Origin of the sequence: Lawsonibacter sp. JLR.KK007 (assembly GCF_036941135.1) — a bacterium.
Classification (GTDB): domain Bacteria; phylum Bacillota; class Clostridia; order Oscillospirales; family Oscillospiraceae; genus Lawsonibacter.
Genome location: NZ_JAYWSY010000001.1, coordinates 1,265,328 through 1,290,135, shown reverse-complemented (window position 1 = coordinate 1,290,135; position 24,808 = coordinate 1,265,328). Strand labels below are relative to the sequence as shown.

General features: G+C 51.2%; 19 protein-coding genes and 6 pseudogenes. 8 read left to right on the top strand and 17 right to left on the bottom strand.

The genetic code is table 11. The annotated features are described in order from the left end of the window. Window positions 1-89 precede the first annotated feature (89 nt). The 4 genes and pseudogenes from VV088_RS22730 to VV088_RS07095 all read left to right on the top strand — a co-directional run. A pseudogene (locus tag VV088_RS22730) lies at window positions 90-5,129 on the top strand (YodL domain-containing protein); the annotation flags it as partial. Between the two features lie 3 nt (window positions 5,130-5,132). After that, window positions 5,133-6,077 (top strand): hypothetical protein, encoded by a 945-nt coding sequence (locus VV088_RS07105; RefSeq protein WP_334600072.1) that lies wholly within the window; start codon window positions 5,133-5,135, stop codon window positions 6,075-6,077. 2 nt (window positions 6,078-6,079) lie between these two features. After that, window positions 6,080-6,286, top strand: a complete 207-nt coding sequence (locus tag VV088_RS07100) for a transposon-transfer assisting family protein (RefSeq protein ID WP_334599538.1) — start codon at window positions 6,080-6,082, stop codon at window positions 6,284-6,286. Further along, entirely contained in the window at window positions 6,283-6,648 is a 366-nt protein-coding gene (locus VV088_RS07095) for a cysteine-rich VLP domain-containing protein (protein WP_334599539.1), read from the top strand. Before VV088_RS07100 ends, VV088_RS07095 begins: the two co-directional genes overlap by 4 nt. A gap of 173 nt (window positions 6,649-6,821) precedes the next feature. Here the strand turns inward: VV088_RS07095 and VV088_RS07090 are convergent, their stop codons facing one another. From VV088_RS07090 to VV088_RS07060, 7 genes and pseudogenes are all read right to left on the bottom strand, one after another. Then, a complete protein-coding gene (locus VV088_RS07090; protein ID WP_334599540.1) occupies window positions 6,822-7,235 on the bottom strand; it encodes a GNAT family N-acetyltransferase in 414 nt (137 codons plus the stop codon). 128 nt (window positions 7,236-7,363) lie between these two features. Beyond that, window positions 7,364-7,597 (bottom strand): helix-turn-helix domain-containing protein, encoded by a 234-nt coding sequence (locus VV088_RS07085; protein WP_334599541.1) that lies wholly within the window; start codon window positions 7,595-7,597, stop codon window positions 7,364-7,366. 74 nt (window positions 7,598-7,671) lie between these two features. Continuing rightward, window positions 7,672-8,613, bottom strand: a pseudogene (locus VV088_RS07080) (relaxase/mobilization nuclease domain-containing protein); the annotation flags it as partial. Between the two features lie 76 nt (window positions 8,614-8,689). Further along, window positions 8,690-9,543, bottom strand: a pseudogene (istB, locus tag VV088_RS07075) (IS21-like element helper ATPase IstB). Then, window positions 9,536-10,195, bottom strand: coding sequence for a Mu transposase domain-containing protein (locus VV088_RS07070; RefSeq protein ID WP_334600071.1), 660 nt, complete (start codon window positions 10,193-10,195; stop codon window positions 9,536-9,538). Before VV088_RS07070 ends, istB (VV088_RS07075) begins: the two are co-directional and overlap by 8 nt. A gap of 1 nt (window position 10,196) precedes the next feature. Next, window positions 10,197-10,661 carry a hypothetical protein gene (locus tag VV088_RS07065; RefSeq protein ID WP_334600070.1) on the bottom strand — a complete coding sequence of 155 codons (465 nt, stop codon included), beginning with the start codon at window positions 10,659-10,661 and terminating at the stop codon, window positions 10,197-10,199. Window positions 10,662-10,941: 280 nt separating this feature from the next. Continuing rightward, window positions 10,942-11,287: pseudogene (locus VV088_RS07060) on the bottom strand (helix-turn-helix domain-containing protein); the annotation flags it as partial. A gap of 456 nt (window positions 11,288-11,743) precedes the next feature. Here VV088_RS07060 and VV088_RS07055 point away from each other — a divergent pair. After that, window positions 11,744-12,166, top strand: coding sequence for a hypothetical protein (locus tag VV088_RS07055; RefSeq protein ID WP_334600069.1), 423 nt, complete (start codon window positions 11,744-11,746; stop codon window positions 12,164-12,166). A gap of 84 nt (window positions 12,167-12,250) precedes the next feature. Further along, complete coding sequence (locus tag VV088_RS07050; protein WP_334600068.1) at window positions 12,251-13,897, top strand: RNA-binding domain-containing protein; 1,647 nt, start codon at window positions 12,251-12,253, stop codon at window positions 13,895-13,897. A gap of 243 nt (window positions 13,898-14,140) precedes the next feature. Here the strand turns inward: VV088_RS07050 and VV088_RS07045 are convergent, their stop codons facing one another. From VV088_RS07045 to VV088_RS07000, 10 genes and pseudogenes are all read right to left on the bottom strand, one after another. Continuing rightward, a complete protein-coding gene (locus tag VV088_RS07045; RefSeq protein ID WP_334600067.1) occupies window positions 14,141-15,754 on the bottom strand; it encodes a recombinase family protein in 1,614 nt (537 codons plus the stop codon). A gap of 95 nt (window positions 15,755-15,849) precedes the next feature. After that, a complete protein-coding gene (locus tag VV088_RS07040; protein WP_334600066.1) occupies window positions 15,850-16,041 on the bottom strand; it encodes a hypothetical protein in 192 nt (63 codons plus the stop codon). 116 nt (window positions 16,042-16,157) lie between these two features. Next, entirely contained in the window at window positions 16,158-16,973 is an 816-nt protein-coding gene (locus tag VV088_RS07035) for a rolling circle replication-associated protein (RefSeq protein WP_334600065.1), read from the bottom strand. A gap of 84 nt (window positions 16,974-17,057) precedes the next feature. Continuing rightward, window positions 17,058-18,554 carry a hypothetical protein gene (locus tag VV088_RS07030; RefSeq protein WP_334600064.1) on the bottom strand — a complete coding sequence of 499 codons (1,497 nt, stop codon included), beginning with the start codon at window positions 18,552-18,554 and terminating at the stop codon, window positions 17,058-17,060. A 128-nt stretch (window positions 18,555-18,682) separates the two neighbouring features. Next, window positions 18,683-19,536 (bottom strand): annotated as a pseudogene (istB, locus tag VV088_RS07025) (IS21-like element helper ATPase IstB). Then, entirely contained in the window at window positions 19,529-20,164 is a 636-nt protein-coding gene (locus VV088_RS22725; RefSeq protein WP_442913119.1) for a Mu transposase domain-containing protein, read from the bottom strand. The pseudogene istB (VV088_RS07025) and the gene VV088_RS22725 overlap by 8 nt, the downstream one beginning before the upstream one ends. A gap of 32 nt (window positions 20,165-20,196) precedes the next feature. Next, window positions 20,197-20,808 carry an IS21 family transposase gene (gene istA, locus VV088_RS07015; protein ID WP_334598916.1) on the bottom strand — a complete coding sequence of 204 codons (612 nt, stop codon included), beginning with the start codon at window positions 20,806-20,808 and terminating at the stop codon, window positions 20,197-20,199. Between the two features lie 124 nt (window positions 20,809-20,932). Further along, a pseudogene (locus VV088_RS07010) lies at window positions 20,933-21,349 on the bottom strand (relaxase/mobilization nuclease domain-containing protein); the annotation flags it as partial. Continuing rightward, window positions 21,310-21,639 (bottom strand): MobC family plasmid mobilization relaxosome protein, encoded by a 330-nt coding sequence (locus VV088_RS07005; RefSeq protein WP_160234915.1) that lies wholly within the window; start codon window positions 21,637-21,639, stop codon window positions 21,310-21,312. The pseudogene VV088_RS07010 and the gene VV088_RS07005, both read right to left, overlap by 40 nt. Before the next feature lie 233 nt (window positions 21,640-21,872). Next, window positions 21,873-22,226, bottom strand: a complete 354-nt coding sequence (locus VV088_RS07000) for a helix-turn-helix transcriptional regulator (protein WP_326210262.1) — start codon at window positions 22,224-22,226, stop codon at window positions 21,873-21,875. A gap of 381 nt (window positions 22,227-22,607) precedes the next feature. On the opposite strand from VV088_RS07000, the gene VV088_RS06990 reads away from it, so the two are divergent. Together VV088_RS06990 and VV088_RS06985 are read left to right on the top strand one after the other, a co-directional pair. After that, window positions 22,608-23,279, top strand: coding sequence for a response regulator transcription factor (locus VV088_RS06990; protein ID WP_334599544.1), 672 nt, complete (start codon window positions 22,608-22,610; stop codon window positions 23,277-23,279). Beyond that, the gene (locus tag VV088_RS06985) at window positions 23,263-24,666 is read left to right on the top strand and encodes a sensor histidine kinase (RefSeq protein ID WP_334599545.1); all 1,404 of its coding nucleotides are present in this window, start codon (window positions 23,263-23,265) and stop codon (window positions 24,664-24,666) included. Before VV088_RS06990 ends, VV088_RS06985 begins: the two co-directional genes overlap by 17 nt. Window positions 24,667-24,808 lie beyond the last annotated feature (142 nt).

Here is a 24,808-nt window from a genome sequence, read left to right as displayed (position 1 = left end):
TTGCGCTACGGTGCAGGACGGGGATTTTGCTTGTTGGGATAGTCCCAAACCCTTATGCGGAAAGGAGGAACGCTATGGCGAGTTTACGGGACGCCGTAAAGGTTTATCAGGACGAATTGCGGGCGGGCATTGCGTGGATAGCGTTCTGGCGGGAGGGGCGTTCATGGAGCAGCGACTATCTCTATCTTGAAATGGACGACACCCTTACGCCGGAGGACAGGAGCCGCTTGCAGGAAATCCAGCAGACCGACCCCGCCGCCGTTGTTTTGAACGGCTATTACTGCGGCTACTTGGGCGAGGACATGAACCTTACCGAGCTGACCGCCGGAGTGCGCCGCCACTATGAGAACGGCTATAACAATATCGCTGACTTTATCGAAGCCCACGACAACGCATTATCGCCGGAGCAGATCGAGGAAGCGAGGGAAGCCGCCCACGCCGCAGGACTTCCGTTTTCGGAAAAGCCCTACCGGGAGGGGGACTTTGACCCCTATGTATTTGACGGCAGCATGAGCGCGGAGGATTACGAGCTTATGCACCGCATGATGAGCGAAGAAAGGAGCGAACGATTGAGCGAAATTTTTTCTATCTTAATTGACAACCGCAGCCGCTTTGAAGCGGGAGAATTAAGTAGCGCGTGGCTCTCCATGCCAGCGACGGTGGAGCAGCTTCACGCGGCTATGCAGAGCGTCGGTATCACCGCCGACAATCCGCAGGATTTTTTCATCAACGGGTATTCTTACCCCATAGATAAGCCCCTTGCGCTACCCTATGACATGGTACGCGCCGCCGGGATTGACGAGCTGAATTTCCTTGCGGCGCGTCTGGAAGCCCTTACCCCCGCTGACCTTGACGCGCTGAACGCCGCAGCCCAGCGGAAAAAGGGCTTTGAGAACATCGGGCAGATCATCGACTACACCTATAACCCTGACTTTTTCGTGCATATCCCCGGAGTACAGACGGTGCGGGATTTGGGTGACTACTACTTGAACAAATCCGGCATGGTGGATATGCCCGAAGAATGGAAAAAGGGCATTGACCTTGCGGCCTTTGGGCGCAATGCCGCCGAGCAGGAGCGCGGCAGCTTCACCCCCTATGGCTATATCGTGGAAAGCGGCGACAAATGGGAGCGTCACTACGAGGGACGGGACGTGCCGGAGGAATACCGCATTATGAGCTATCCCCAGCCCCCGGCGCGTCCTGACCCGGAGAAAGCGGACTTTGACGCTATCAGCACAGGGCAGGCCGCGACGCTGACCGCCGAACCCCCGCAGCCGCGCCCCGTCGTCCCTATCGTCCTGACTTCCGAGAAGCCCACCGAGAAGATAAAGGAGATTACCGACCGTCTGGAACAGGGCATTGCGGAGCTGTTCGACAGTGAACGCTATAAGGACTATCTGCGCGTTATGTCGAAGTTCCATAATTACAGCTTTCGGAATACGCTCTTGATTGCCATGCAAGCCCCCGACGCTTCCCTTGTGGCGGGCTTCAATACATGGAAGAACACCCACGGGCGCAATGTCAAGCGGGGTGAAAAGGGCATTAAAATCTTTGCGCCGTCCCCCTACAAGGTCAAGCGGGAAGTGGAGAAGTTAGACCCGCAGATGCGGAAACCCATCATCGGCAAGGACGGGAAGCCCGTCACCGAGGAACAGGAAATCACCGTCCCCGCCTACAAGGTGGTATCTGTCTTTGATGTTTCGCAGACCGAGGGGCGGGAGCTGCCCGACATTGCGGTGGACGAGCTGACGGGGGACGTTGACCGCTACAATGATTTTTTCGCCGCGCTGGAACAGACCTCACCCGTCCCCGTTGGCTTTGAAAACATCGAGGGCAAATCTCACGGCTATTACCATCTGGAAGAAAAACGGATTGCCATTCAAGAGGGCATGAGCGAATTACAGACCCTTAAAACCGCTATCCATGAGATCGCTCACGCAAAGCTGCATGACATTGACTTGAACGCCCCGAAAGAGGATTTAGCGGACAGGCCAGACCGCCGCACAAGGGAGGTACAGGCCGAAAGCGTGGCGTACACCGTCTGCCAGCACTACGGGCTTGATACGTCGGACTATTCCTTTGGCTACGTCGCCGGGTGGAGCAGCGGGCGGGAGCTTGCGGAGCTGAAAGCGTCCCTTGAAACAATCCGCACCACCGCCGCCGAGATCATAGACAGCATTGACGGACACTTTGCGGAGCTGCAACAGGCGCGGGAGCAGGCCGCCCAGCAGGAGCAGCCGCAGCCCGGTTTTGAGCAATGGAGTGAGCCAGCCACCCCGGACAATTTGCCGGATAATCCGGGGGAGCCGTCCGACGATGTAGCCGCGTATTTGCCGGAGCAGGACAAACCGCCGCAGGAAGCGGCCCCCGACCTTGCCGCCGAGCCTACCGTTACGATTATTTGGAGCGAGAGCGCGGGGCTGCGGGAGGGAGAAACCATGCCCCTTTCCCGCGCAAACGCCCTTTTTGCTTCCCTTGACGAAGCGGAGCTTGCAAGCCCCGGCTATGACAAGACGAAGTTTGCCATTGATTGCGTCTTTGACGGCGAAGCCGACCACTACGAGGGGCGGCAGGATTTGGGCGACGGCGACGGGAGCCTGATAGACCATATCGAAAAATACCACGCCCACTATGAGAACAACGCGGATTGGGAAAACCACTTGCTGCACACCGAGGGCAAGGAAGCCTTGGAAGCGGACAAGGAACAGCGGGCTATGCTGCTGCATGAGTTTGTCCCCTATCTGAAACTCCATTGCGCCCTTTCCGAGATGGAGCAGGCCGCTACCGCCGCAATGCAAAGCGGCGATAGCCTGACCCCGCCCGAAACGGCCTATCACACCGCCGTACAAGCCTATGTTGCCGAGTGCCGGGGGAAGCTCAACAGCGGCGACTATGAATTGCCGCCCGCGCCACGGCTTGCCGACTTTGACCCGGAGCTTCAGGCGTACAAGGAACACGTCAGGGAGGAAATCGCGCAGGAAGCCGCCGCCGCAGGAATGACCGTCGAGGAATACGCCGCCAAAGGCTACGAGCCTTACCCCGCCGCCGAGGGACAGCCGCAGGAGCCGGAAACCCCTGTCTTTGATAAACTGCCCCCTGAACAGCAGCAGGAGCTTTCCAGCGAGGTAAAGGCCACGCTACAAATGCTGATCGACGCGGACATACAGACCGCCGGAGAGGTTACGGCTGAAACGCTGGAAACGATTGCTACACAGGGCTACGCTTACCGGGACGGAAATCTTGTGAAACAGGACGCCCCTGCCGCCGAAGCCCCCACGCCGGAGCAGGCCGCAGCGAAGCCGGAAGCGTCCGTTACCTATTATCCCATTAACGAAGCCGCCGCCCGACGCGCAAAGGAAATGAATAGCTTTGATAGCTACAAACCGGGCAGCGCGACGGCAGCTTACCGCAGTTACATTGACGAAGCCATACAGATCGCGGAGCGTCAAAAAGCGCGGGTAGACCCGATGTACCATGAGAAAATAGACAGTCTGCTTGATACCTATGCCCGGAAGCTGGCGGCAAACTTAAATGCCAGCTATGCCATTGAAGCCCGCGTACCCTCTATTCTGATTACTGGCGGTTCTAATTTCCCGGTTAGGCAGAAAGAAAAGCAGAACGCGGCGCGGGATAGGAATATGGAGGAATGGCGGGATATTCAAGGCTTACTTGATAAAATCCGCAGTACGGGTATGGGCGGTATCAGCGCGGACGACCCGCAGGCTGTCCCCAAACTGGAAAGCAAACTGGTGGGCTTGGAAAAGTTGCAGGAGAAAATGAAAGCGGTAAACGCCTATTTCCGCAAGCACAAGACACTTGACGGCTGCCCCGGCCTTTCGCCGGAACAGGGGCAAAAACTGGTGGCTGGCATGGCTTCCTATGACCGCGTACCCTACCCCTCGTGGGCTTTATCCAACAACAGCGCAGAAATACGCCGCTTGAAAACCCGCATTGCTTCCCTCACACAGCAAAAGACAATCGGCTTTGTAGGCTGGGAGTTTGACGGCGGCAAGGTGGAAGCGAATACCGACGCTAACCGTCTGCAAATCTTCTTTGACGGCAAGCCCGACGAAGCAACAAGGGAAGAACTGAAACACAACGGCTTCCGCTGGTCGCCCAAAGAGGGGGCATGGCAGCGGCAGCTTACCACAAACGCCTACTACGCAGCGGATTATGTGAAAGCCATTGCGCCCATTACTGGCGAGAAGCCCACCGAGTTACAGCGGGCGCATATCCGGGCGCAGAAGCAACAGGCGGTACAGACCCCGCAGGAGCAGCCCGCCGCCGAAGCCCCCGCGCCGGAGCAGGCCCAGCCGCAAACGCAGGACACCTTTTCCATCTACCAGCTAAAGCGCGGGGACGAAACGCGGGATTTCCGTTTTGAGCCTTACGACCGCTTGCAGGCGGCGGGGCTTGCCGTTGACCCGGCGAATTATGACCTGATCTATACCGCGCCCCTTGCGCCGGATATGTCGCTGGACGATATTTTCACCTGCTTCAACATCGACCACCCCGCAGACTTTAAGGGACACAGCCTTTCCGTTTCCGACGTGGTAGTGCTTCATCAGGCCGGACAGGACACCGCCCACTATGTTGACAGTATCGGCTATCAGCAGGTGCCGGAGTTTTTGCGGGAGCAGCAGGAGCTTACCCCCGACGCCCGTATGACGGGGGAGCAAATCAGGACGCCCCGGGGCAGCTTCCATGTTACCGATATGACCCGCGAACAGATGGAAGCCGCCGGATATGGCTTTCACCACCAATCGGAGGACGGAAAGTATTTCATCATGGGGAATGGCACACGGGCGTTTGCCGTTGCCGCCACGCAGCCGGAAAGCCCCATAAAGCACATTGAGGACGCCGTAGAGCAGAACGACAACAGCTTTGACGGTATCATCAACAATACCCCGCCCCCGCCCACCGTTGACGAGTTGGAAGCAAAGGTACAGGCTGGGGAACAGATTTCCTTGCTTGACCTTGCCGACGCAATCAAGGCCGATTCGGAGCGCGGCGGCAGGATGCCGGAAAAGAAGCCCTCTATCCGGGCGCAGCTCAAAGCCGATAAGGAACGGGCGGCGCAGAAAAAGACGGCGGCAAAAACGAAGTCGCAGGACTTGGAAAGGAGTTGACCCATGCAAAGGTTTGATAATGTGGACGTGTTCGCGTCCCTCAATGCCCTTATGCGGCAAAATACAGGCTTTTACCAAAGCGATTTGGAGATTGACAAGGAGGTTATCGCAAAGGCGGCGGCAAGCCCTGACGCAGCGGACAAAACGCTTCTCTGGCTCTCCCGCCCGTCGGGGACGTATTGCTTTAGGGAGCGCGACGTTTTCCTAAAGGACACAGGGCCGCACAATACCTGGCGTTTCCACAAGGAGCAGACCCGCGACAGGATTCTGGCCTATGCCATTGAGCTTACAGGCGTGGAGGACGGGAAAATCCGGGGCAATCTGTATGAGCTGGACTATGCGCAGCACTACCAGCGCGTCAAGGAGCAGGCGGTTCCCGCCGACATGGTGCGCCTGACCTATGCCTACGGGGACAGGGAGCAGCCCGCAAGGGAGTTTTTCGACGCTTCCCCCGACCCGCGCCTTGGAAAGTATCTGCGCTATGAAACGCTGCCGAACGACCCCGCAGCACTCCGCGAAGTGCTGCAAGCGGAGAAGCACAGCCGGGACGCCCTGACGCCGGGGGACTTCAAAGCCCACGTCGCCGCGCTGCACGATGGTTTGATTGAGCATGAAGCGCGGCGCATTGTGGAGCGCATGAAAGGGCTGGACAGGCTGAACAGCCCCAACAAGACGCATTTCATGGTGGAGATCGCCCCGGCGTTTATGCAGCTTGCGTCTACAAAGGACACCGACCGTCTTTTCTCCATGCTGCCTTATAAGACCCTTTCCTTTTCCAAAATTGAGGGCAGACATGGGACGTATGCGCTGATCGGCAAGGACGAGAACCGGGACAGGGAAATCCGTAAGCCCCGCCCCTCTATCCGGGCGCAGCTTGCCGCAGACAAGAAAACAGCCGCCCCGAAAAAGGCGGCGGCGAAATCGAAGAAACACGAAATGGAGGTATGAACATGATTCGATTGACCGTTGAGGAAGAAAACCTTTTGAGCATTTACAATACAGGCAACAAGCGGGAGCTGTTCGAGCGCGTCAACGCCGCCCTGCCGTTCATGGACGGGGATATGCAAGAGCTGGCGGTACGCGCCTTGCAGAAGATCGACGCCCTGACCGAAGCGGAGTTTGCGGGGCTTGCCGTTTTCGCCGCAAACGACGAATGAACGGGCTGAAACGGCTGACGCCGCAGCAAAGCCGGAAAGTCAACGCCCTTGTGAAAAAATCCTGCTGTAACTACGACAACGGGAATTGCCTGTTGTTGGACGACGGGGAAACGTGCGTCTGTCCGCAGCTTATTTCCTATTCGCTGCTGTGCAAGTGGTTTCGTGCCGCCGTCCTGCCGGACGATAGGGAGCTGCAAGCCGAGCTGTACCAGCGGGAGGACTTGCGCCGCTGTACCGTATGCGGCGCGGCCTTTGCTTCCAGCTCCAACAGCGTGAAATACTGCCCCGATTGCCGGAAGCGTATCACCCGGAAGCAAGCCGCCGAGCGCATGAGGAAACGACGCTCCCATGTTACGCGGTAGGGGCAAAATAAGCCCCATTTTATGCGGCTTTCCGGGCGTGTTTTTTAGGAAGCAAGGGAATTACATTCAAGCCCTCTAAAATGGGCTTCTACTGCGTAACAGGCACATAAGAGCTGCACCCACATATAAGGCGGGGCGCGGTGGCCATACTTGGCTGCCGCGCCCCGCCTTTGTTATTTCTCGTTCGGGTTGTACGATAATTCTTTAAGGGCAACGACAGAGTTACCTATAATATAGCCTTGCTCTGCATAATATTTGCATAGCCCTTTTTCAAAATATGCTATTGAACAAGTGCATTTTGATTCTTTTTCAAATGTTTCAAGAAGGCGTTTTCCTATTTTTTGACCACGATAATTAGTGTCAACATATAGGTATTGCGGAAGTAGCGTTTTATTGGGTAAGACAAAGCCGTATATAAACCCTACTATCATTCCATCTATAAATGCCCCGTATGTATAGCTAATTCCGTCAAATCCGGCTTTTATGGCTGCGGCAACACTTAAAAACATTGAAGTCATAATTTCATCATCAGGTGCCAGTTCCATAATCAGCAAGTAATCATCTGGTGTTAAAATCCTAATATCCATTTTGAAAGCTCCTTTTCTTTTTTCACAAGAGAGCTACGCCCTCTTGTGGCACTTGTGGAAAAGATACACCCGCTTCGCGTCTGTATCTTTTCCACAAGTCGGCATTTCCATTGATGGCAAAGCTGCGTCTACTTGCCCTCAATGGGGAATTGCGGGATTGCTTCAAGCAATTTTAGGATAAGCTGCTGCCGCATATCTTCATCGACAACGACTTTCATGCTCCCATCCGACTGACGCTCCTTTACCGTCGCAAGGCGGTTAATTTCGTCGTCGTAACAGGCAAGCACCTTTTCCAATGCCCACGCTTCCCCAGCAACGGCGGCACGTATCGTTTCAATATCTGGCGTGTTCTGCATTCCCATGCCAAAGCCCCCGTATGTATTGATAGCCCTATTATACCACGCCTTTCCCGTACTTTCTACTGGCAAAAGGGATATTATTCACGCTCTGTCTGCCGCTCCTTTTCCGGCTGGCGTTCCCGCTGCAAAATGCTGTCTATGTTCTGCCGGATAACATCGTACTCCCTGACCTGTTTTTTCAGCTTGCCATAGTCGGCGTAAAGGGCTTCTTTCTGGACTTGCAGCTTTTCATACTCCGCTTGGAGGGCGGCGACACTGGGGAGCTTCCTGCCGATCTGCGCGGCCTGTAACGCCCTTGCCGCCGCTTCATGGAGGATAATGCCGCGCTCGTGGTCTGCCTTAAACTGCCCCTTGTCCTTTGCCCTGCGGTATGCGTCGTAGAGGGGCTTTGTCTTTTGATAGGTGGTAACATTCTTGATAAGCACCGCCATATCTGCAAGCCGCCTTTCCACGTCCTTTAGGCTGGCTGCGGCCTGTTCGCTGGCGGCTGTCACTTCATCTATCCGGCTGACTAAATCCGCGTACTGTTCTATCCTGTGTTCCGTCAGGAAGTTCATCGTCTTTGCGGCCTGTTTCAGATTATGGATTTTCGCCCACTGTTCATAGCCCCGGCTCTGCTGCGCCTTGATACTGTTCTCAATGTCGATAAGCAGGCTGACGCCGCCCTGCTGCTGCTTGGGGGCTTTGGCGGCGCGGGTGCGCTTTCCGGCTATCCGTTCCCTGATAGCTTCCTCTGTGTAGTCCGTGCCGAGGGTTTTAAGGCGGGTGAAACGCTCCTGCCCCGGTGCGCGGCACGACACATATTTTCCCGGCTTTATCTCATAGCCCGCCGCCTGTAACCGCTGCAACAATTCTTCAAAACTGGACACTTGGGGGATAAGCGCGTCAACAGCGGTTTTCAGCTTGCCTTTCCAGCTCGTTCCCGTTTTCTCCGCTTGGTACTCCGCGTAGCTCTTTCCCTTGCTGCCCTTGCCGGGGACGACGACGGACAGGCCGTTTTCCCGGCACAGCTTATCGCTGTCAACGCCGATATGAAATTGTAAGAAAACGCCGAAGAAATTTTGTTGTTTTTCGGCGGAGGGGGGGGTAACAAAACTAAGCGTTTCCTTGTTCAAAAAGAGTGTTCACGATTTGCTGTTTCTGGCGCATAAATTCCTTGCGCTCCTTCAGGCGGTAAGATTCGCCCTTGATGTTAATGACGGTGCAGTGATGCAGGACACGGTCCAGGATGGCGGAGGCGATGGTGACGTCGGCAAAGACCTCGTTCCACTGGGAGAAGGTCTTGTTGGAGGTAAAGACGGTGGACGTCTTCTCATATCGCCTGGCAATCAACTGGAAGAACAGGTTTGCGCCCTGGATGTCCATGGGGAGGTAGCCGATCTCGTCGATGATAAGCATCCTGTACTTGGCGAGAACCTTGAGCTTGTCCGGCAGATGGTTCTCAAAGTGGGCCTTCTTGAGCTGCTCAATAAGCTGATGGCAGTTGATGTAGTAGGTAGAAAAGCGATGCTGTGCCGCCACAAGGCCCAGGGCGGAGGCCAGATGGGTCTTGCCCACGCCGGGCGGGCCAAGGAAGACCACATTCTCCCCGTTTTCCAGGAAGCGCATGGTGGCCAGTTCGTCGATCTGGCGCTTGTCGATGGAGGGCTGGAAAGAGAAATCGAAGTCGTCCAAGGTCTTCTTGATGGGGAAGCCGGACATCTCCCCGCAAGGGGGACGCGATAGCTCTAAGCGGCAAAGCCGCTAAGAGCTATCCAGTGGATCTGCTTCTCATAGGCCCGTCTCCGCTTGGATTTGGCTTCTTCTGAGAAAATGTGATCCAAAACCTCCACAATGTTGAGCTTGTCCGCCACCGCCCGTTCCAGGTAATTGTCCAGAATCTCCAGGGTGTTTTTCATCTTAAGGGCTTCCAGGTTTTCCCTCAGCCTGTCCATAGTAAATTCAGTCATACAGCACCTCGTCATATCTGGATAAATCCGATGGTTTCAAGGGAAAATCTATTACTTTGCCCTGTTCCAGCAGAACATTTTCCGCATCCATCGTCTGCTTCAACGTAAGCCTTCGGTAATGCTGAGGATTGACAACCATGTCCTTCCTTTGGTACGATACTCGGTGCAGAGCGATCTGCTTCCCCTCGTAATACGCAGCCAGCATACTGTCGAGGGCCACGACTGCCACATCTTTGCCGACATACTCCGCTGGCACGGAGTACTGATTGCCGGCGTAGGAGATGAGGCAGTCTTTTTGTACTCGCCTCAGGTTGATTTTGTCGATAATGTACTCGCGGGAGAGAGGGCTCAGTCCTTCTTTTTTCAACCGCTCAAAGGGAATTTCGTTGGTGGTGGCGTGTACTTTCCCGTTCACCTTGTTGCACCAGGCCAGGGCCTGTCCGTTCAAGTCCGCCAGACTGTTGTACTTGATCCCCACCATAAAATTATCTCTGACAAACTGCACCGTCCGCTCTACTTTCCCCTTCGTCTGACCCCGATATGGCCGGCACAGAATGGGCTTGAATCCATAGAATCCCGCGAAGTCCTCAAACTGCCGGTTCATCGTGGAATCCTCCTGCTTCAGCAGCCGCTTGATGACTACCTGCTTCATGTTATCGTACAGAATCTCCTCCGGGTATCCTCCAAAGTACCGAAATGCGTTTTGATGGCACCGTATCAACGTGTACCAGGTGATCCTCGAAGAATCCCCAGTCCATCTGCCCCTGCTTCCCGGGCATCGTCTCAAACCGTACCGTCGCTTTCTCATTCAAGTCCATTTTCCGGCTGCTCACATACGCCTTGACAATACTGTAACCTCCGTTGAATCCCATCTCCCGCAGCTTCTCCAGGATCCGCAGCGCTGAATACGGCGCCTCTTCCAGCCACTCGTCCACGATCTGCTTGTACGAGTCCATCTTTGTTGGCTTGGGTTCGCTCAATGTGTACTCCGGCTTCTGCGGCGATTCCGCGTACCGCTTTGCTGTTCGCGGGTCCATGTGGTACTTCCGGCCCAGCTCCACATAGCTCAGCCCTTTTTGTCTGTCGCTTCGGATTTCCATCCACTGTGCTCCTTTCATTTCCTGACTCCCTTTCCGGGCTCTTTTTCGCCCTGATTGGGAGTCTATCTTTTTTCCCTCCTCTCCGCCACAAAACTACATTTTTTCCTCGGCGTTTTCTTTCATTTTATCATTGGCGCTGACACTTCCGTTCCGTTCCTTTCCGGCGGCGAAGCCGCAACAGCCCTAGCGGGAGGGGGCGAAAGGGAGGGAAGGGAATGGGTAATTGATGGGTCAGTAATAGCTTGGTCTTTAGTTACTCTATCTTTATTTATTTGCGTTGGATTTTCCGACGGCGGTTTTTCCGTTGTCGGGTTTTCCGACGACGGTTTATCCAACGACGGCGGCAAAGAAATGGGCTGTTCGTGGATGATGTACTCGTTGCTGCTGAACTTGCCGCCCTCGTCCGTGGTCTGGTGGCGCTCGATGTACCCGGCCCGCTCCAATTCGTTGACGGCGGAACGAATAGCGTCCTTGCTCTCCCGGTTGATATAGCACAGGCCGGTCAAGGTATAATCCCAATCTTCCGGGAGTGACAAAATCTGCGACAGCAGGCCCTTGGCTTTCAGGGACAGGGACTTGTCCCGCAGGTGATGGTTCGACATCACCGTGTAGCCCTTACTCTTTTCCACGCGGAATACTGGCATGGCTTTCCGCTCCTTTCGGTGTCTGGACATAAAAAAGCGGCGTTCCATCTCCCCGGCAGGGAATATGAACGCCGCTCATGCGCCGATATTCGATTTTTTAGTACATATCATGCTTGTCCGCCGCTCGAAAACCTTGATTTTCCTATACTTTCAGAAGTTACGTTATCTAACCTCAGCTTTTATTGATCCTGCATTACAGGAAAACCCGAAATTGAGAGATTGCAGGAGTGATATATACTCCATAGGTGCAATCTGGTATTGGTTGCTTTGCGGGAGAGCGCCCCATGGAAGCGACATGAGGTCATATTTATCCAATGCCGCTCCGAACTTGTCAGATAGACAGATAGGTATTGTGATGAAGTGCCTGGCGGGGAATTTGGATGACCGGTATAGGAATTGTGGAGAGTTGTTGGAAATAATTGGTTAATGAAAGATGTTTAGAAAGGAAATTGCAATATGTATCAATATTCTATGATAGGAAACCACTTTCAAACTCATATGCGTACAAAGTTTGATCTTGACGTCACTTCGGCATCAGCAAATATGTCAAATGTCAGGGGCAGAGAAAACTTGGTATATGAATACATAAGAGATATAGCATCTCTTTTCCAGCCGGTACGTTACGGTCTGCAGGATAATCCAATGGGGCTTTATTCTGACTATGAATCTTTTAAAAAGCATTTTGTAAGGTATTGGAGAAATGCATTAGATATTTCCAGAGCAGATTCGGATAAGATTAGTGAGATGTTTGATGATGAATTAACCACACAGGAAAGTTGTAAAAACCGGAGCATTACAGCGGTGTTTTTTGAAAATGGTAAAGCGCTTACAATAGAGGATTGTCTATATGCGATATATGAAGTGTTGAAAATCGCATAAGTTATTCACACAAACTTGCACGCGTGTGAAATTTTGTTGACATACTTACACCGTTGTGCTAATGTTGTACAAAGGGGTGATAAGATGGAGCGTATAATTCCTGAACATGAAACAATAGAGATAGAATTTAAGAGTGATGTCAAGAAACTGTCAGACTCGGATTTGATTGATGCTATTGTTGCGTTTGCGAATACCCACGGCGGAGATTTATATCTGGGTGTAGAGGACGACGGTACCGTTACGGGACTGCACGAACAGCACCAGGATGCAACACAGCTTTCAGCCTTTATTGCCAACCGGACAGTCCCACCCATTTCGGTTCGAATAGAGTATCTTCATGGGGAGCGTCCGGCGCTGGTGATCCATGTGCCAAGGAGCCGCAGCATTGTGGCTTCTTCTGCGGGGAAGATTCAACGCCGGCGACTGAAAGCGGACGGCACGCCGGAAAATGTTCCGATGTACCCCCATGAGATTAATTCAAGACTGAGCGCGCTTTCTCTGCTTGACTTTTCGGCGCAGCCTGTTCCAGGAGCCCAATACCAGGATTTAGACTCGCTGGAACGGGAACGGCTTCGCAAGATCATCCTTGCGTATCATGGAGAAAAAGTCCTGCTGGAACTGCCGGATGACGAGCTGGACAAGGCGCTGAGACTTGTGACAATAAGCGGCGAACGATATGTTCCCACTTACGCAGGCTTGCTTTTACTTGGGAAGCAGGAAAAGCTGAGGGAACTGATGCCGACGGCGGAGAGCGCTTTTTTGATGCGCCGTGGAACGCAGGTAACGGTAAACGAGACTTTTTTCTTACCATTGTTGGCGGCAATTGAGAAAGTATTTGATTTCATTGATGCCAGAAACCCCGTACAGGAAATGGAATCGGGGCTGTTTCGGATCTCTGTTCCTGCGTATGACCAGCGGGCTGTGCGGGAAGCAGTCGTAAATGCTTTTTCCCATCGGGATTATACACAGCTTGGAAGAGTACTAGTGCAGCTGGACGAGGACGGCCTCACAGTGAGTAATCCTGGTGGATTTATAGAAGGCGTGACGGTTCAAAATATTTTGAGCGCGGAACCGTATGGTCGCAATCCTGTGCTTGCAGACGCATTGAAACGTATTGGTCTTGCGGAACGATCCGGGCGGGGAGTGGATCGGATCTATGAGGGCTCCCTACGCTATGGACGGGATGTTCCAGACTATTCAGAGACGACTTCAAATGTGGTCAGACTCTTTATTCCCAGCGGGGCTCCGGATGAGCGGTTGATTTCTCTCATCACAGAGGAGCAGAGACGTACAGGGGAACCGATGCCGTTGAACGCATTGTTCGTGTTGAACGTTTTGAAGCGGGGACGGCGGGTGTCGCTGGCGGAGATTGTTCAAAATATCAATATTCCAGAGACGAAAATACGCGGCACGCTGGAACGCCTGATAGAGGCGGGCATAATTGAAGCAGTCGGAAGTGGGAAGGGCCGCGTATATATCTTAGACGCGAAAGCATATCGAAACCCGGCACAGTACGTGCGGCAAAGAGGGATTGATCAGCTTAGATATCGGGAATTAGTTATCAGCTTGGCGAAGAAACAACAAAGTATTACGAGGAGGGATGTAATAGAATTACTGCGTGTCACGCCGCCACAGGCATACCGTATATTGAATAAGCTGGTCCAGGATGGCATCCTGGAGCGGAAAGGTACTACCAGTGCGGCTGTATATCGTCTGACTGTGGGAGAATAGCTTTTCTGCGCATGGACAGACAGAGGAGATTCACTTTACAGAAACCCATACAAAACCCATACGGGCATTGAAAAAGCTCATACACAAGCAAAATGTAGGGAGCATGAAGCTACAACAAAGAATCACCGGAAACCATTGCAGTACAACGGTTTCCGGTGCTAAAACAAAACAGGAGACAACAAGAGAAAACAACCTGGGAAGAATTGGTAAGGATGAGGTCCCGGAGACATACAGTTAATGATATTAGTCAATCTTGCCGACGAAGCGGTAAAAAATCTCAATTTCCTGGGTGCGCTTGCCGTCTGCGTCCTTGGTGGCCTCGTGGACAACGACCTTTTCAATCAAGGTATTGAGCATTTCGGCGGTCAATTCGGTGGGGCTGGAAAACTGCTTGATTAAATCAATCCACCTGTTTATGCCGTCCTCCTGCTCCTTGGTGCTGGCAAGCTGGGCCGTCAATGCTTCAATCCTCGTTTCAAGCTCGCCCTGCTCCTGCTGGTATTTCTGAGACAGCATAGAGAAATTGCGTTCCGTGATTTTCTCGTTCAGCCGGTCCTCGTAAATCTTAGCTAACAGGTTGTCAAGCTCGGTCAACCGCTTTTCTGCCCGTCTCTTTTCTTGTGCGGCCCGCTTGCTTGTGGCGGCTTGCTCCGTCATGGTGGACTTGGAAAGCCGCTCTATTATGGCCTGCTCGTCCTGATGGACGGCGTTTATCCAGTATTGCAGACGGGAGAGAACAAAACTGTAAAGCACATCATACCGGACATAGTGCATAGAGCATTGACTAAGGCCCTGCCCGTTTTTAACACAGTGATAGTAACCATAGGGGACCTTGTTCTGCTTGTTTTCACAGTATCCCATTGTCCACCCACAATCAGCGCATTTGACTAACCCGGCGAAAATCTGCGTTGTGCCGTTCTTCCTCTGTCTGCGGCGGCTGGCTATGTTCTCCTGTACCTGGTCAAAGTCGGCCTTGCTGATTATAGCCTCGTGGGTATCTTCCACGGTCCACCATTCATCCTTAGGCCTGTTTACCCGTTTCTTGCTCTTGAAGGATACCGTACCTTGTTTGTTGTGGACGCTATGGCCGATATACGTTTCATCCCGCAGGATTTTCCGCACTTGGGAAATGGTCCATTCATACCGTCTGCTTTCCGGCTGGCCCTCGTAGATATGGGCGAAGGTGCCGTATCGCTGGAAGTTCAGCCATCCGGGAGTTGGTATCTGCTCGGCGGCAAGTATGTGGGTGATCCTGGCGGCTCCCGCCCCATGGATGGCCAGAGCAAAGATTTTCTCTACTATCCACTTTGTCCCATCGTCCACCAGTAAATGCCCGGTCTGCTCCGGGTCTTTCTGATAGCCCAGCGGGGCGTATGCTCCATAGTGCGCCCCGTTTTCGTGACGTGTACGAAATGCCTTGGTGACCTTGCGGCTGATGTCTCGTGCATACCATTCATTTATCACATTCAAAAATGGGGTAAATTCGGTTGATTGCTGGTTGTTGCTGTCTACTCCGCTGTCAACGGCGATAAAGCGGACACCTAACTCAGGGAAACGCATTTCCGTATACATTCCCATTTCAAGATAATTCCGACCAAATCGGGAGAGGTCTTTTACCACCACGCAATTTATACGCCCCGCTTCAATATCGCCTATCATGCGCTGAAAATTCGGACGGTTGAAATTTGTACCGGAATACCCATCGTCGATATATTCATCTACAACGAATAAGCTATTTTGTTCTGCGTACCGGCGTAACATCATGCGTTGCGTGGCTATGCTGTTGCTTTCCCCGGCTCCTTCATCGTCTCGGCTCAAGCGGAGATACAAAGCTGTGTTGTAAATGGGCTGTTTCATTATAAAAATCCTCCTTTGAGGAAACAGCCCCCACACTTACGATACACTTTCTAACAAGAATAGTATACCATAAATGTGAGGGAATTTCAATCTTTTTATGATGTTTTCGCTACTTTTTCCTTGATTTTATCGGCTATCAAATCTGTTATGAGGTCCTCTATCCGTTTCCCATTGACGGGAAAATGTTCTGTTATTTTTATTCGGTTTTTCCCGATGATGTAATATTGTTCTCCGGTTGTAGCTGTTACCAGTTCCCCCATCGTGCTCTGGGGGACCCCTCTGCTCATGTGCTGACCCCCTTCCTATGCTATTTTATTTCCGGTTTTCAAAGGTGCGGCCCTGCGGGGCCGTTATTTTGTAGGGGATCGCCCCCCTGTTACCCTCTGCGATCTTTCAGCTTGTCCTACCCATCCACAAAGTACGCTATCGCCTCGTCAAAGCTCTGTAACATCTTTATCTTCACATATTCGTTGCTGTAATCTTCGTCTAACGCTTTTGTTAACTGACCTGTATAAATCAGCTCTGTCCGTTTTAATCCTTGTGAGCAGTAATATAGATGGTCGTTCAGTCCTATCCTTGTTTTCACTATATCCTTCGTGATGTACTTCGTTATATATTTTGATACACTCTCTAGGTGTCTTATTTCCGATATTGTTATATATCCAAATGTTTTTTCGTAGGCTTCCCACGTATATATTTTATTTCCACGTTTTAGTTCTATCAGTATTTTTATTGGCAATTTCTCTTGCTCTGTAAATTTTCTCAAATGTTCTTTTGGTATTTTCATCATTAGGCCGTGTATATGCCAGCTTCCGTCTTGATGGTTTTCTGGTATCAACAAATATTTTATATCCGTTTTGTGTATCCGATTATAATTTTTTATCCATGTTGATAGCCTCTTTTTATAACTTTTCAAGTCTTTTCGGTCGTGATATTCTGGATTGAGTGTTAGAGTAACAAACCACTCCCAATCGTTACATAACGCCAATTCAAATATTACTGCTCTCGTTCGGGATAAACTGGCCGACAATTTCTCTTCATTTTCCGCTGTGTTCTTTTTTCCTGTCTTGTACTTATCCCCGTCACCTTCGATTGCCTCATACCCTGCCCGGCGTATTTGCTTATGAAGCGTAATTTTATAATAGTCCTCACGGTATTTTTTCAGCGTCGCTATGTCCCTTTGGTAAACCTCGCTCCCGCTGACGTGCAATCCATTCATAGGCATCACCCCTTTCAGGTATCCAAATATGTTAATTAGTCAAGTATACCGGCGGGGCCTCTGGCCCCGCCGGGGGCTGGGCGGCTACCGCTCCGCTTCGCCGCCCGCCCCAGCTTCTGCATAATACTCTTTCAAATAACGGCCCAACTCCTTGTAGATCGGGAAATTCATCTGGGGAAATCGTACAAAACTTACTTCGTCATGCTTCCCATCTGTACTGGAAAACCATGCATCTCCGGGCTGGTATGCCTTGTCTGGTAAGTTCTCCAGTTTCTCAGCACTCCATAATAGCCGGGCCTCCGGCATTGTTGGGCGAAACAGGATTTTTGTTGACATGGCTGACCGGAGCATAGCGGGCAAGCCTCCTTCCTCTACTGACGCTTCCGCTATGCTGATTATCACATAACAGCCAGCAGAGGCGCCCATCGTCACTATGCGTTTTAAGAGTGCGTCAAATGTTGCTATGCAATATTCCGGGTCCTCCTTCTCCGCCCGTTTTGGAAATAAGGTTCTTAGTGATACAAACTCGTCTAAAAATAAGAAACTTGGGTGCATTACGGCTTCCCACCAGTGGACCGCATTGCCGTCTACCTCCGATAAACCGTTGAGCACGTCCTGCCGCTTGGTTATGCTGCCAGCAAACCGCTTGATCGCCGCTAATATCGCTCGGCCTCCTCCATCTTCATCCACAGTGACCGTGTACGGCAATCGGCTTAACTCCGCCCGCTTCGGGTCTACTATTAGGCACTCCGACCAGTATTGGTCCGGGCCGTATGGAACCACTTGCAATAATTGGGAAATTATTCCGGTTGTCTTGCCGCTCCGGGTTTTGCCGGCACAGATCATAGACCCTGATGTAGTCAAATCAATGGTAGTGCGTTTATCAATAAGCAGTCTCGTTATGGGCGAAGAAAGCATTTTCTCCTCGGATGAAAATACAAGCCTATGATCCATCGTCATATCCTCAATGATAAAATCAATATATTTTTTTGCCAGATTTTCCCTTGTCCTTGTCACAGCATAATCTTTGACATCACCCACCAGAGCGGAAGATATAACAGGAGCAAGCCCCCTAATCTGCTCTGGCGTAAATCCTTCTGTTGTGACCTTTAACGCAAAGTGTTCTTGCTCTAGACCGCACTTCGTACAACGGATTGTTGGAAGGTATTGACCTTCCTTTAAGTGCAAGGGATTACCACGGGCCGGGTCAAGAAGCGCACGATTTACCAGCAAACTGATATAAAGCTCCAGGGGGAGCTTTATGGAAAAAATTTCGCTGATTAGTAAAACCATGCCGCTCCCCCTAGACTTCAAGATTGGAAACTTGCGGAACCCGGAAATAATCAATTTCCACAACTCCTTGCTTAGTGCTCTTTTCCTCTTTTTGTGGGTTGACTTGGTTTTTGCCTGTGCCTTTTCTCTTTGACATGCGTCAAGGACTACCCATAGACAGAGAAACGCAAAAAAGATTTTGTCGAAATGGAGACGCAAAAAGTGAGTAAGTGCTACAAGACCCTTGAGGATAAAAACGATTGCCAGACCGAAAATTAAAAGTGGAATTACACGGCCAGTAGTGGCCACGATAGGTTTCCTATCCTCCCATAGTCTCCCAAACTTATTTTGGCTGTATAGCCTGTCAACGCCGATATGAAATTGTAAGAAAACGCCGAAGAAATTTTGTCATTTTTCGGCGGTGGTGGGTAACAAAATCAGCAGCTGCCTTGCTCAAAAAGAGTGTTCACGATTTGCTGCTTCTGGCGCATAAATTCCTTGCGTTCTTTCAGGCGGTAAGACTCGCCCTTGATGTTGATAACGGTGCAGTGATGCAGGACACGGTCCAGGATGGCGGAGGCGATGGTGACGTCGGCAAAGACCTCGTTCCACTGGGAGAAAGTCTTGTTGGAGGTAAAAACGGTGGATGTTTTCTCATACCGTCTGGCAATGAGCTGGAAGAACAGGTTTGCACCTTGGATATCCATAGGGAGATAGCCGATTTCGTCGATGATGAGCATCCTGTACTTGGCGAGAACCTTGAGCTTGTCCGGCAGACGGTTCTCAAAATGAGCCTTTTTCAGTTGCTCAATGAGCTGGTGGCAGTTGATGTAGTAGGTGGAGAAACGGTGCTGTGCTGCCACCAGGCCCAGAGCGGAGGCCAGATGGGTCTTGCCCACGCCGGGCGGGCCAAGGAAGACCACATTCTCCCCGTTTTCCAGGAAGCGCATGGTGGCCAGTTCGTCGATCTGGCGCTTGTCGATGGAGGGTTGGAAAGAGAAGTCGAAGTCGTCCAGGGTCTTCTTAATGGGGAAGCCGGACATCTCCCCGCAAGGGGGACGCGATAGCTCTAAGCGGCAAAGCCGCTAAGAGCTATCCAGTGGATCTGCTTCTCATAGGCCCGTCTCCGCTTGGATTTGGCTTCTTCTGAGAAAATGTGATCCAAAACCTCCACAATGTTGAGCTTGTCCGCCACGGCCCGTTCCAGGTAATTGTCCAGAATCTCCAGGGTGTTTTTCATCTTAAGGCTTTCCAGGTTTTCCCTCAGCCTGTCCATAGTAAATTCACTCATACAGCACCTCGTCATATCTGGATAAATCGGAGGGCTTCAAGGGGAAATCTATTACTTTGCCCTGTTCCAGCAGAACATTTTCCGCATCTATTGTCTGTTTCAGCGTAAGCCCTCTATAATGCTGAGGATTGACAACCATGTCCTTCCTTTGGTACGATATTCGGTGCAGCGCGATCTGCTTCCCCTCGTAATACGCAGCCAGCATACTGTCGAGGGCTACGACTGCCACATCTTTGCCGATGTACTCCGCTGGCACGGAGTACTGATTGCCGGCGTACGAGATGAGGCAGTCTTTTTGTACTCGCCTCAGGTTGATTTTGTCGATAATGTACTCGCGGGTAAGAGGACTCAGTCTCTCTTTTTTCAACCTCTCAAAGAGGATTTCGTTGGTGGTGGCGTGGACTTTCCCGTTCACCTTATTGCACCAGGCCAGGGCCTGCCCGTTCAAGTCCGCCAGACTGTTGTACTGGATCCCCACCATAAAATTATCTCTGACAAACTGCACCGTCCGCTCTACTTTCCCCTTCGTCTGACCCCGGTAGGGGCGGCACAGGATGGGCTTGAATCCATAGAAGCCCGCGAAGTCCTCAAACTGCCGGTTTAGCGTGGAGTCCTCCTGCTTCAGCAATCGCTTGATGACCACCTGCTTTTGGATGGCTCTTAGCGGCTTTGCCGCTTAGAGCCATCGCATCCCCCTTGCGGGGACATGTTATCGTACAGAATCTCCTCCGGGTAGCCTCCGAAATACCGAAACGCGTTCTGATGGCACCGTATCAACGTATTTGTGCTCATATCTGTGACAAATTCGATGTACCGCATCCTTGAGTACCCCAGAATCATGAGAAAGCAGTACAGCTTCTTCCACTTTCCGTCCTCGTATACCAGGTGATCCTCGAAGAATCCCCAGTCCATCTGCCCTTGCTTTCCTGGCATCGTCTCAAACCGCACCGTCGCCTTCTCATTCAAGTCCATCTTCCGGCTGCTCACATACGCCTTGACAATACTGTAACCTCCGTCAAACCCCATCTCCCGCAGCTTCTCCAGGATCCGCAGCGCTGAATACGGCGCCTCTTCCAGCCACTCGTCCACGATCTGCTTGTACGGGTCCATCTTTGTGGGCTTGGGTTCGCTCAATGTGTACTCCGGCTTCTGCGGCGATTCCGCGTACCGCTTTGCTGTTCGCGGGTCCATGTGGTACTTCCGGCCCAGCTCCACATAGCTCAGCCCTTTTTGTCTGTCGCTTCGGATTTCCATCCACTGTGCTCCTTTCATTTCCTGACTCCCTTTCCGGGCTCTTTTTCGCCCTGATTGGGAGTCTATCTTTTTTCCCTCCTCTCCGCCACAAAACTACATTTTTTCCTCGGCGTTTTCTTTCATTTTATCATTGGCGCTGACAATCGCTCATGTTCCGTATGCCGTAGTACGTCCGCTTGTTGGAAACGTACTTGCGGTGGTCTACGAAATTGACGGCGCAGAAAATAATGTGGTTATGGACGTGGCCTTTATCAATGTGCGTCGTCAAAACATATTCATGCTGGCCTTTGGTAACAGCGTCGGCAAGCTGCCGCCCGATCTCATGGGCGGTCTGCGCGTCCGTTTCCCCCGGTTCAAAGGACTGTATCAGGTGAAAGGCTAAATTGTTGCCCTTTTGGATTGCTTGCGACAGGGTAAAGCCAAACTCTATGTCTGCCGTTTCATAGGAGCAGCCGAAAGAGGACACCAGCATTTTCCCGTCCGTCTTGTCCGGGTTTTCGATGTAGTCAAGGGCCTTGCTTAGAGTGCTTTTAATAGGCTTAATCTTTGTAACCGCCATATTTCATCTAACGCCCCCTTTAGCTCGTCTATGTCCTCTTGGTACACGCTGCCCGTACTGTTCACCCGCCGCGCAATCTGATTGATATTCACACCGATTTTCTGTATCTCCGCTGTCATGGCCTTTATGTCGCTGTGGTCTACTTGCACGATATAGCCGTCTATGGCGATCTTCCGCAGATACGCCGCCATGTTCTTTGTCGGTATGAGCTTCATTTTTTCCAGAATCAAATCCCGTTCCGCTTCCGTCACGCGAAACTTGACTTGCACCGTCCTTTTCCGTCCGTCCATGCGCCGCCGCTCCTTTCCGTTTAGAGGGTTTGGGACACTTCCCAACAAGCAATTTTCAACCGACGCGCCGCAGCGCGGGAGGGCGAAAATACGGAAGTGGGTACCCGCTTCCTATGCTTGCTACGAAACTTCTTCCCTAATCCCTACTACAACGAAAAGTCCCTATCTGCCAAAACAGCGCAAAAGAAAAGACGCTGCGGCCTGTAATGGCTGCAACGCTTCTCAAAGCCTGTTCAGTTTTCCTTTTCGACTTCCAAAATCTCTTTTGCCGCTGCTATCAGTATTCGCAATCCCTGTTCGCTCATATTATCCAGCAGCGCGTCGAGCTGCCGACGCTGTGTGCCTTTCTCTGCGGACTGCTCCGGGAAAAAGAGCTGGTCTACGGACACCCCGTAACGGGTGACAAGCTCATAAAAGACTTGCAGGCTGGGATGCTGCCCCTTATTTTCAACATTCACAAGGTAGCGCGGGGACAGGAACATTTCGTCGCTGGCTTTCTTGCGGCTGTCCCCATGTGCCTTTCGCGCTTCCTTGATGGCCTGTCCAGCAGGCTTGAAATCAAACTTTGGTACTGGTCTTTTTGCCATGTTAATTCACCCTATTACATTTTACTGTTCCCTTTCTTGCTTGGATATGTCTACACAGTTCTCTTAGATGGTTAGAATAATTCATAATTTTAGTCTTGCGATTATTCGGCGCTCCGCATATAATTATACTGATAGACTGAAAAGAAAGGGCGGGCGAATGATGGAATATATGTCTTGTGCTGAAGCTGCGGGCAAATGGGGCATTTCAGAAAGGCGGGTACAAAAGCTGTGCGAGGAAAATCGCATACCGGGCGTGGCAAAGTTTAGCTTTGTGTGGTTGATACCAAAGGACGCAGAAAAGCCAGCAGATAAGCGAAAAAAAAGCAAATCTACACAATAGATTCAAATTAGGCTGCTACAATCACCATAAGGAGGTGCGCTATGAGCAAAATCTTAATTGTGGAGGACGATTTATCCATACAGGCATTACTACACGACTTCATAGAGGAAGCAGGCCACAGCGTCGCATTAGCGTCTGATGGGGTGGAAGCACTTGCAAAGTATTCTGAACAATCCTTTGACCTGATACTGCTTGACATTATGCTGCCCAAAATTGACGGTTACGGTGTTTGTGAGGTTATCCGGCAAAAGTCAGATGTGCCTATTATCATGCTTACGGCATTGGACGGAGAAGAAAACCAAATTAAAGGTTTGGATATGCAGGCGGACGACTATATTACAAAGCCTTTTTCAATGCCTATATTGCTGCGGAAAATCGCCGCTGTCCTGCGTCGCTCCGCAAAACAGTCTGGCGAACCGCAGACGATCACTTACAAAGACCTCACCTTGGATTTAGAGGGGTATCGGGTAAATACCCAGCAGGAAAACATCGACCTCACACCCCGCGAGTTTGAAATCCTGCGGGAGCTGATAATGCACCAAGGCAGGATTTTGACGCGGCAAAACCTTTTGCAAACACTTTGGAAGTATGAGTTTTTCGGAGAAGAACGGATTATTGACACGCATATCAAAAACTTACGAAAAAAACTCGGTGCCGCAGACTACATAGAAACGATTAGAGGGGTGGGATATAGAATTGATAAGGAAAATTAGAAGCAAGCTGTCGGTCAAGGTGTTTTTTATCACTCTGCTACTTGTGGCTGCTTGTTGCAGCGTAACTTACTTATGTATCGCCCGTTTTGCTCCCTATGTGTACTCTCACGAATTAGCCGAAGCAGAGGAATTAGCGGAATTATTTGCTACGGAGCTGTCCAATATTCCGCAAGATGAAGTACCGTTTTTTCTTCCAAACTACGATGATATGCTTGCAGACCGATTTGACGGCGAATTTATCATTCGGATTTTCAACAGCTCTGGCGAAGAAGTGACTTTACCACATCTTGATACCATTACAGGCAGAAAGGTTGAAGATTTTAAGAGCGGTGATCTATCCAAGCCATACGCTGTTTCTTTACTCGATGGAGGAGAGGAATATAGCCTGTTGATTGCTAAAAACGCAGGCAAAGAAAGTCAAGTAGTAGAAGCACTCCAAAAGTCACTTCCCATACTGGGAATTGTTGTCTTGGTGGTATCGGTAATCGCTGCCTTTTTCTATTCATGGTATATGACAGCGCCAATCAAGAAAGTAAGTAGGCTATCAAAGCAAATGGCCGATATGGATTTTAGCGGCCTATGCAGCACGACCCGTACTGATGAAATAGGCGTTCTGTCGATCAGTCTGAATACACTTTCCCAAAAGCTCGGCGCTGCGCTCTCGGATTTGCAGGAAGCCAACCAAAAACTGCAAGCGGATATTGATATGGAGCGGCAGCTTGAACGCCAGCGGGTAGAGTTTTTTTCGGCGGCTTCCCACGAACTAAAAACACCTATTACTATTATCAAAGGCCAGCTACAAGGTATGCTTTATCAGGTGGGACGCTATAAGGACAGGGAAACCTATCTTGCACAATCTCTGGAAGTAACGGATAACTTGGAGAAAATGGTACAGGAGCTTTTGACAATATCCCGTCTGGACACACCGGGGTATGCGTTCAATCCCTCGCCCATTCATTTTGACAAACTAATCCAAGACCGTCTGATAGCAAATGAAGATTTGTTTATGCAGCGGGAATTAACGGTTGAAAAAGATATATCCCCGGAGGTCTGCATTTCAGGCGATTTGCAGCTTCTTCAAAAAGTGGTGGACAACCTTTTGGGGAACGCCGCCGCATATTCCCCAGCGGGGGAACGAATAATGGTTAATGTATGGCAGGCCGATGAAAAAGCGCATTTGACGATTGAGAATACAGGGGTACATATCCCTGACGAGGATATTCCAAAATTGTTTGAGGCGTTTTATCGTGTAGATCAGTCAAGAAACCGACAGACAGGCGGCACGGGTTTGGGCCTATATATTGTCAAGACAATCCTTGATCTTCATGGAGCGGCAATCAAAATCGAAAACACAGCACAGGGCGTAAAGGTATCAGTACAATTTTAGAAATATCAGACCTCAACGGGCGGTGAGCGAAAGGCTTGCCGCCCTTTTCCATCTCCACATAAAAAACATATTCAATACAAACTCAATTCAAGCTGGGTCGGTATGATAAAGCTGTACCCGGAAAGGGTAACAGAAAGGAGCA

Bases quoted from the DNA above. Each gene is read 5' to 3' on its own strand.
- VV088_RS07105 (WP_334600072.1), top strand. From the start codon at position 5,133: ATGCAAAGGTTTGATAATGTGGACGTGTTCGCGTCCCTCAATGCCCTT.
- VV088_RS07100 (WP_334599538.1), top strand. From the start codon at position 6,080: ATGATTCGATTGACCGTTGAGGAAGAAAACCTTTTGAGCATTTACAAT.
- VV088_RS07095 (WP_334599539.1), top strand. From the start codon at position 6,283: ATGAACGGGCTGAAACGGCTGACGCCGCAGCAAAGCCGGAAAGTCAAC.
- VV088_RS07090 (WP_334599540.1), bottom strand. From the start codon at position 7,235: ATGGATATTAGGATTTTAACACCAGATGATTACTTGCTGATTATGGAA.
- VV088_RS07085 (WP_334599541.1), bottom strand. From the start codon at position 7,597: ATGGGAATGCAGAACACGCCAGATATTGAAACGATACGTGCCGCCGTT.
- VV088_RS07070 (WP_334600071.1), bottom strand. From the start codon at position 10,195: ATGAAGCAGGTAGTCATCAAGCGGCTGCTGAAGCAGGAGGATTCCACG.
- VV088_RS07065 (WP_334600070.1), bottom strand. From the start codon at position 10,661: ATGAAAGGAGCACAGTGGATGGAAATCCGAAGCGACAGACAAAAAGGG.
- VV088_RS07055 (WP_334600069.1), top strand. From the start codon at position 11,744: ATGTATCAATATTCTATGATAGGAAACCACTTTCAAACTCATATGCGT.
- VV088_RS07050 (WP_334600068.1), top strand. From the start codon at position 12,251: ATGGAGCGTATAATTCCTGAACATGAAACAATAGAGATAGAATTTAAG.
- VV088_RS07045 (WP_334600067.1), bottom strand. From the start codon at position 15,754: ATGAAACAGCCCATTTACAACACAGCTTTGTATCTCCGCTTGAGCCGA.
- VV088_RS07040 (WP_334600066.1), bottom strand. From the start codon at position 16,041: ATGAGCAGAGGGGTCCCCCAGAGCACGATGGGGGAACTGGTAACAGCT.
- VV088_RS07035 (WP_334600065.1), bottom strand. From the start codon at position 16,973: ATGAATGGATTGCACGTCAGCGGGAGCGAGGTTTACCAAAGGGACATA.
- istA (WP_334598916.1), bottom strand. From the start codon at position 20,808: ATGAAAGGAGCACAGTGGATGGAAATCCGAAGCGACAGACAAAAAGGG.
- VV088_RS07005 (WP_160234915.1), bottom strand. From the start codon at position 21,639: ATGGACGGACGGAAAAGGACGGTGCAAGTCAAGTTTCGCGTGACGGAA.
- VV088_RS07000 (WP_326210262.1), bottom strand. From the start codon at position 22,226: ATGGCAAAAAGACCAGTACCAAAGTTTGATTTCAAGCCTGCTGGACAG.
- VV088_RS06990 (WP_334599544.1), top strand. From the start codon at position 22,608: ATGAGCAAAATCTTAATTGTGGAGGACGATTTATCCATACAGGCATTA.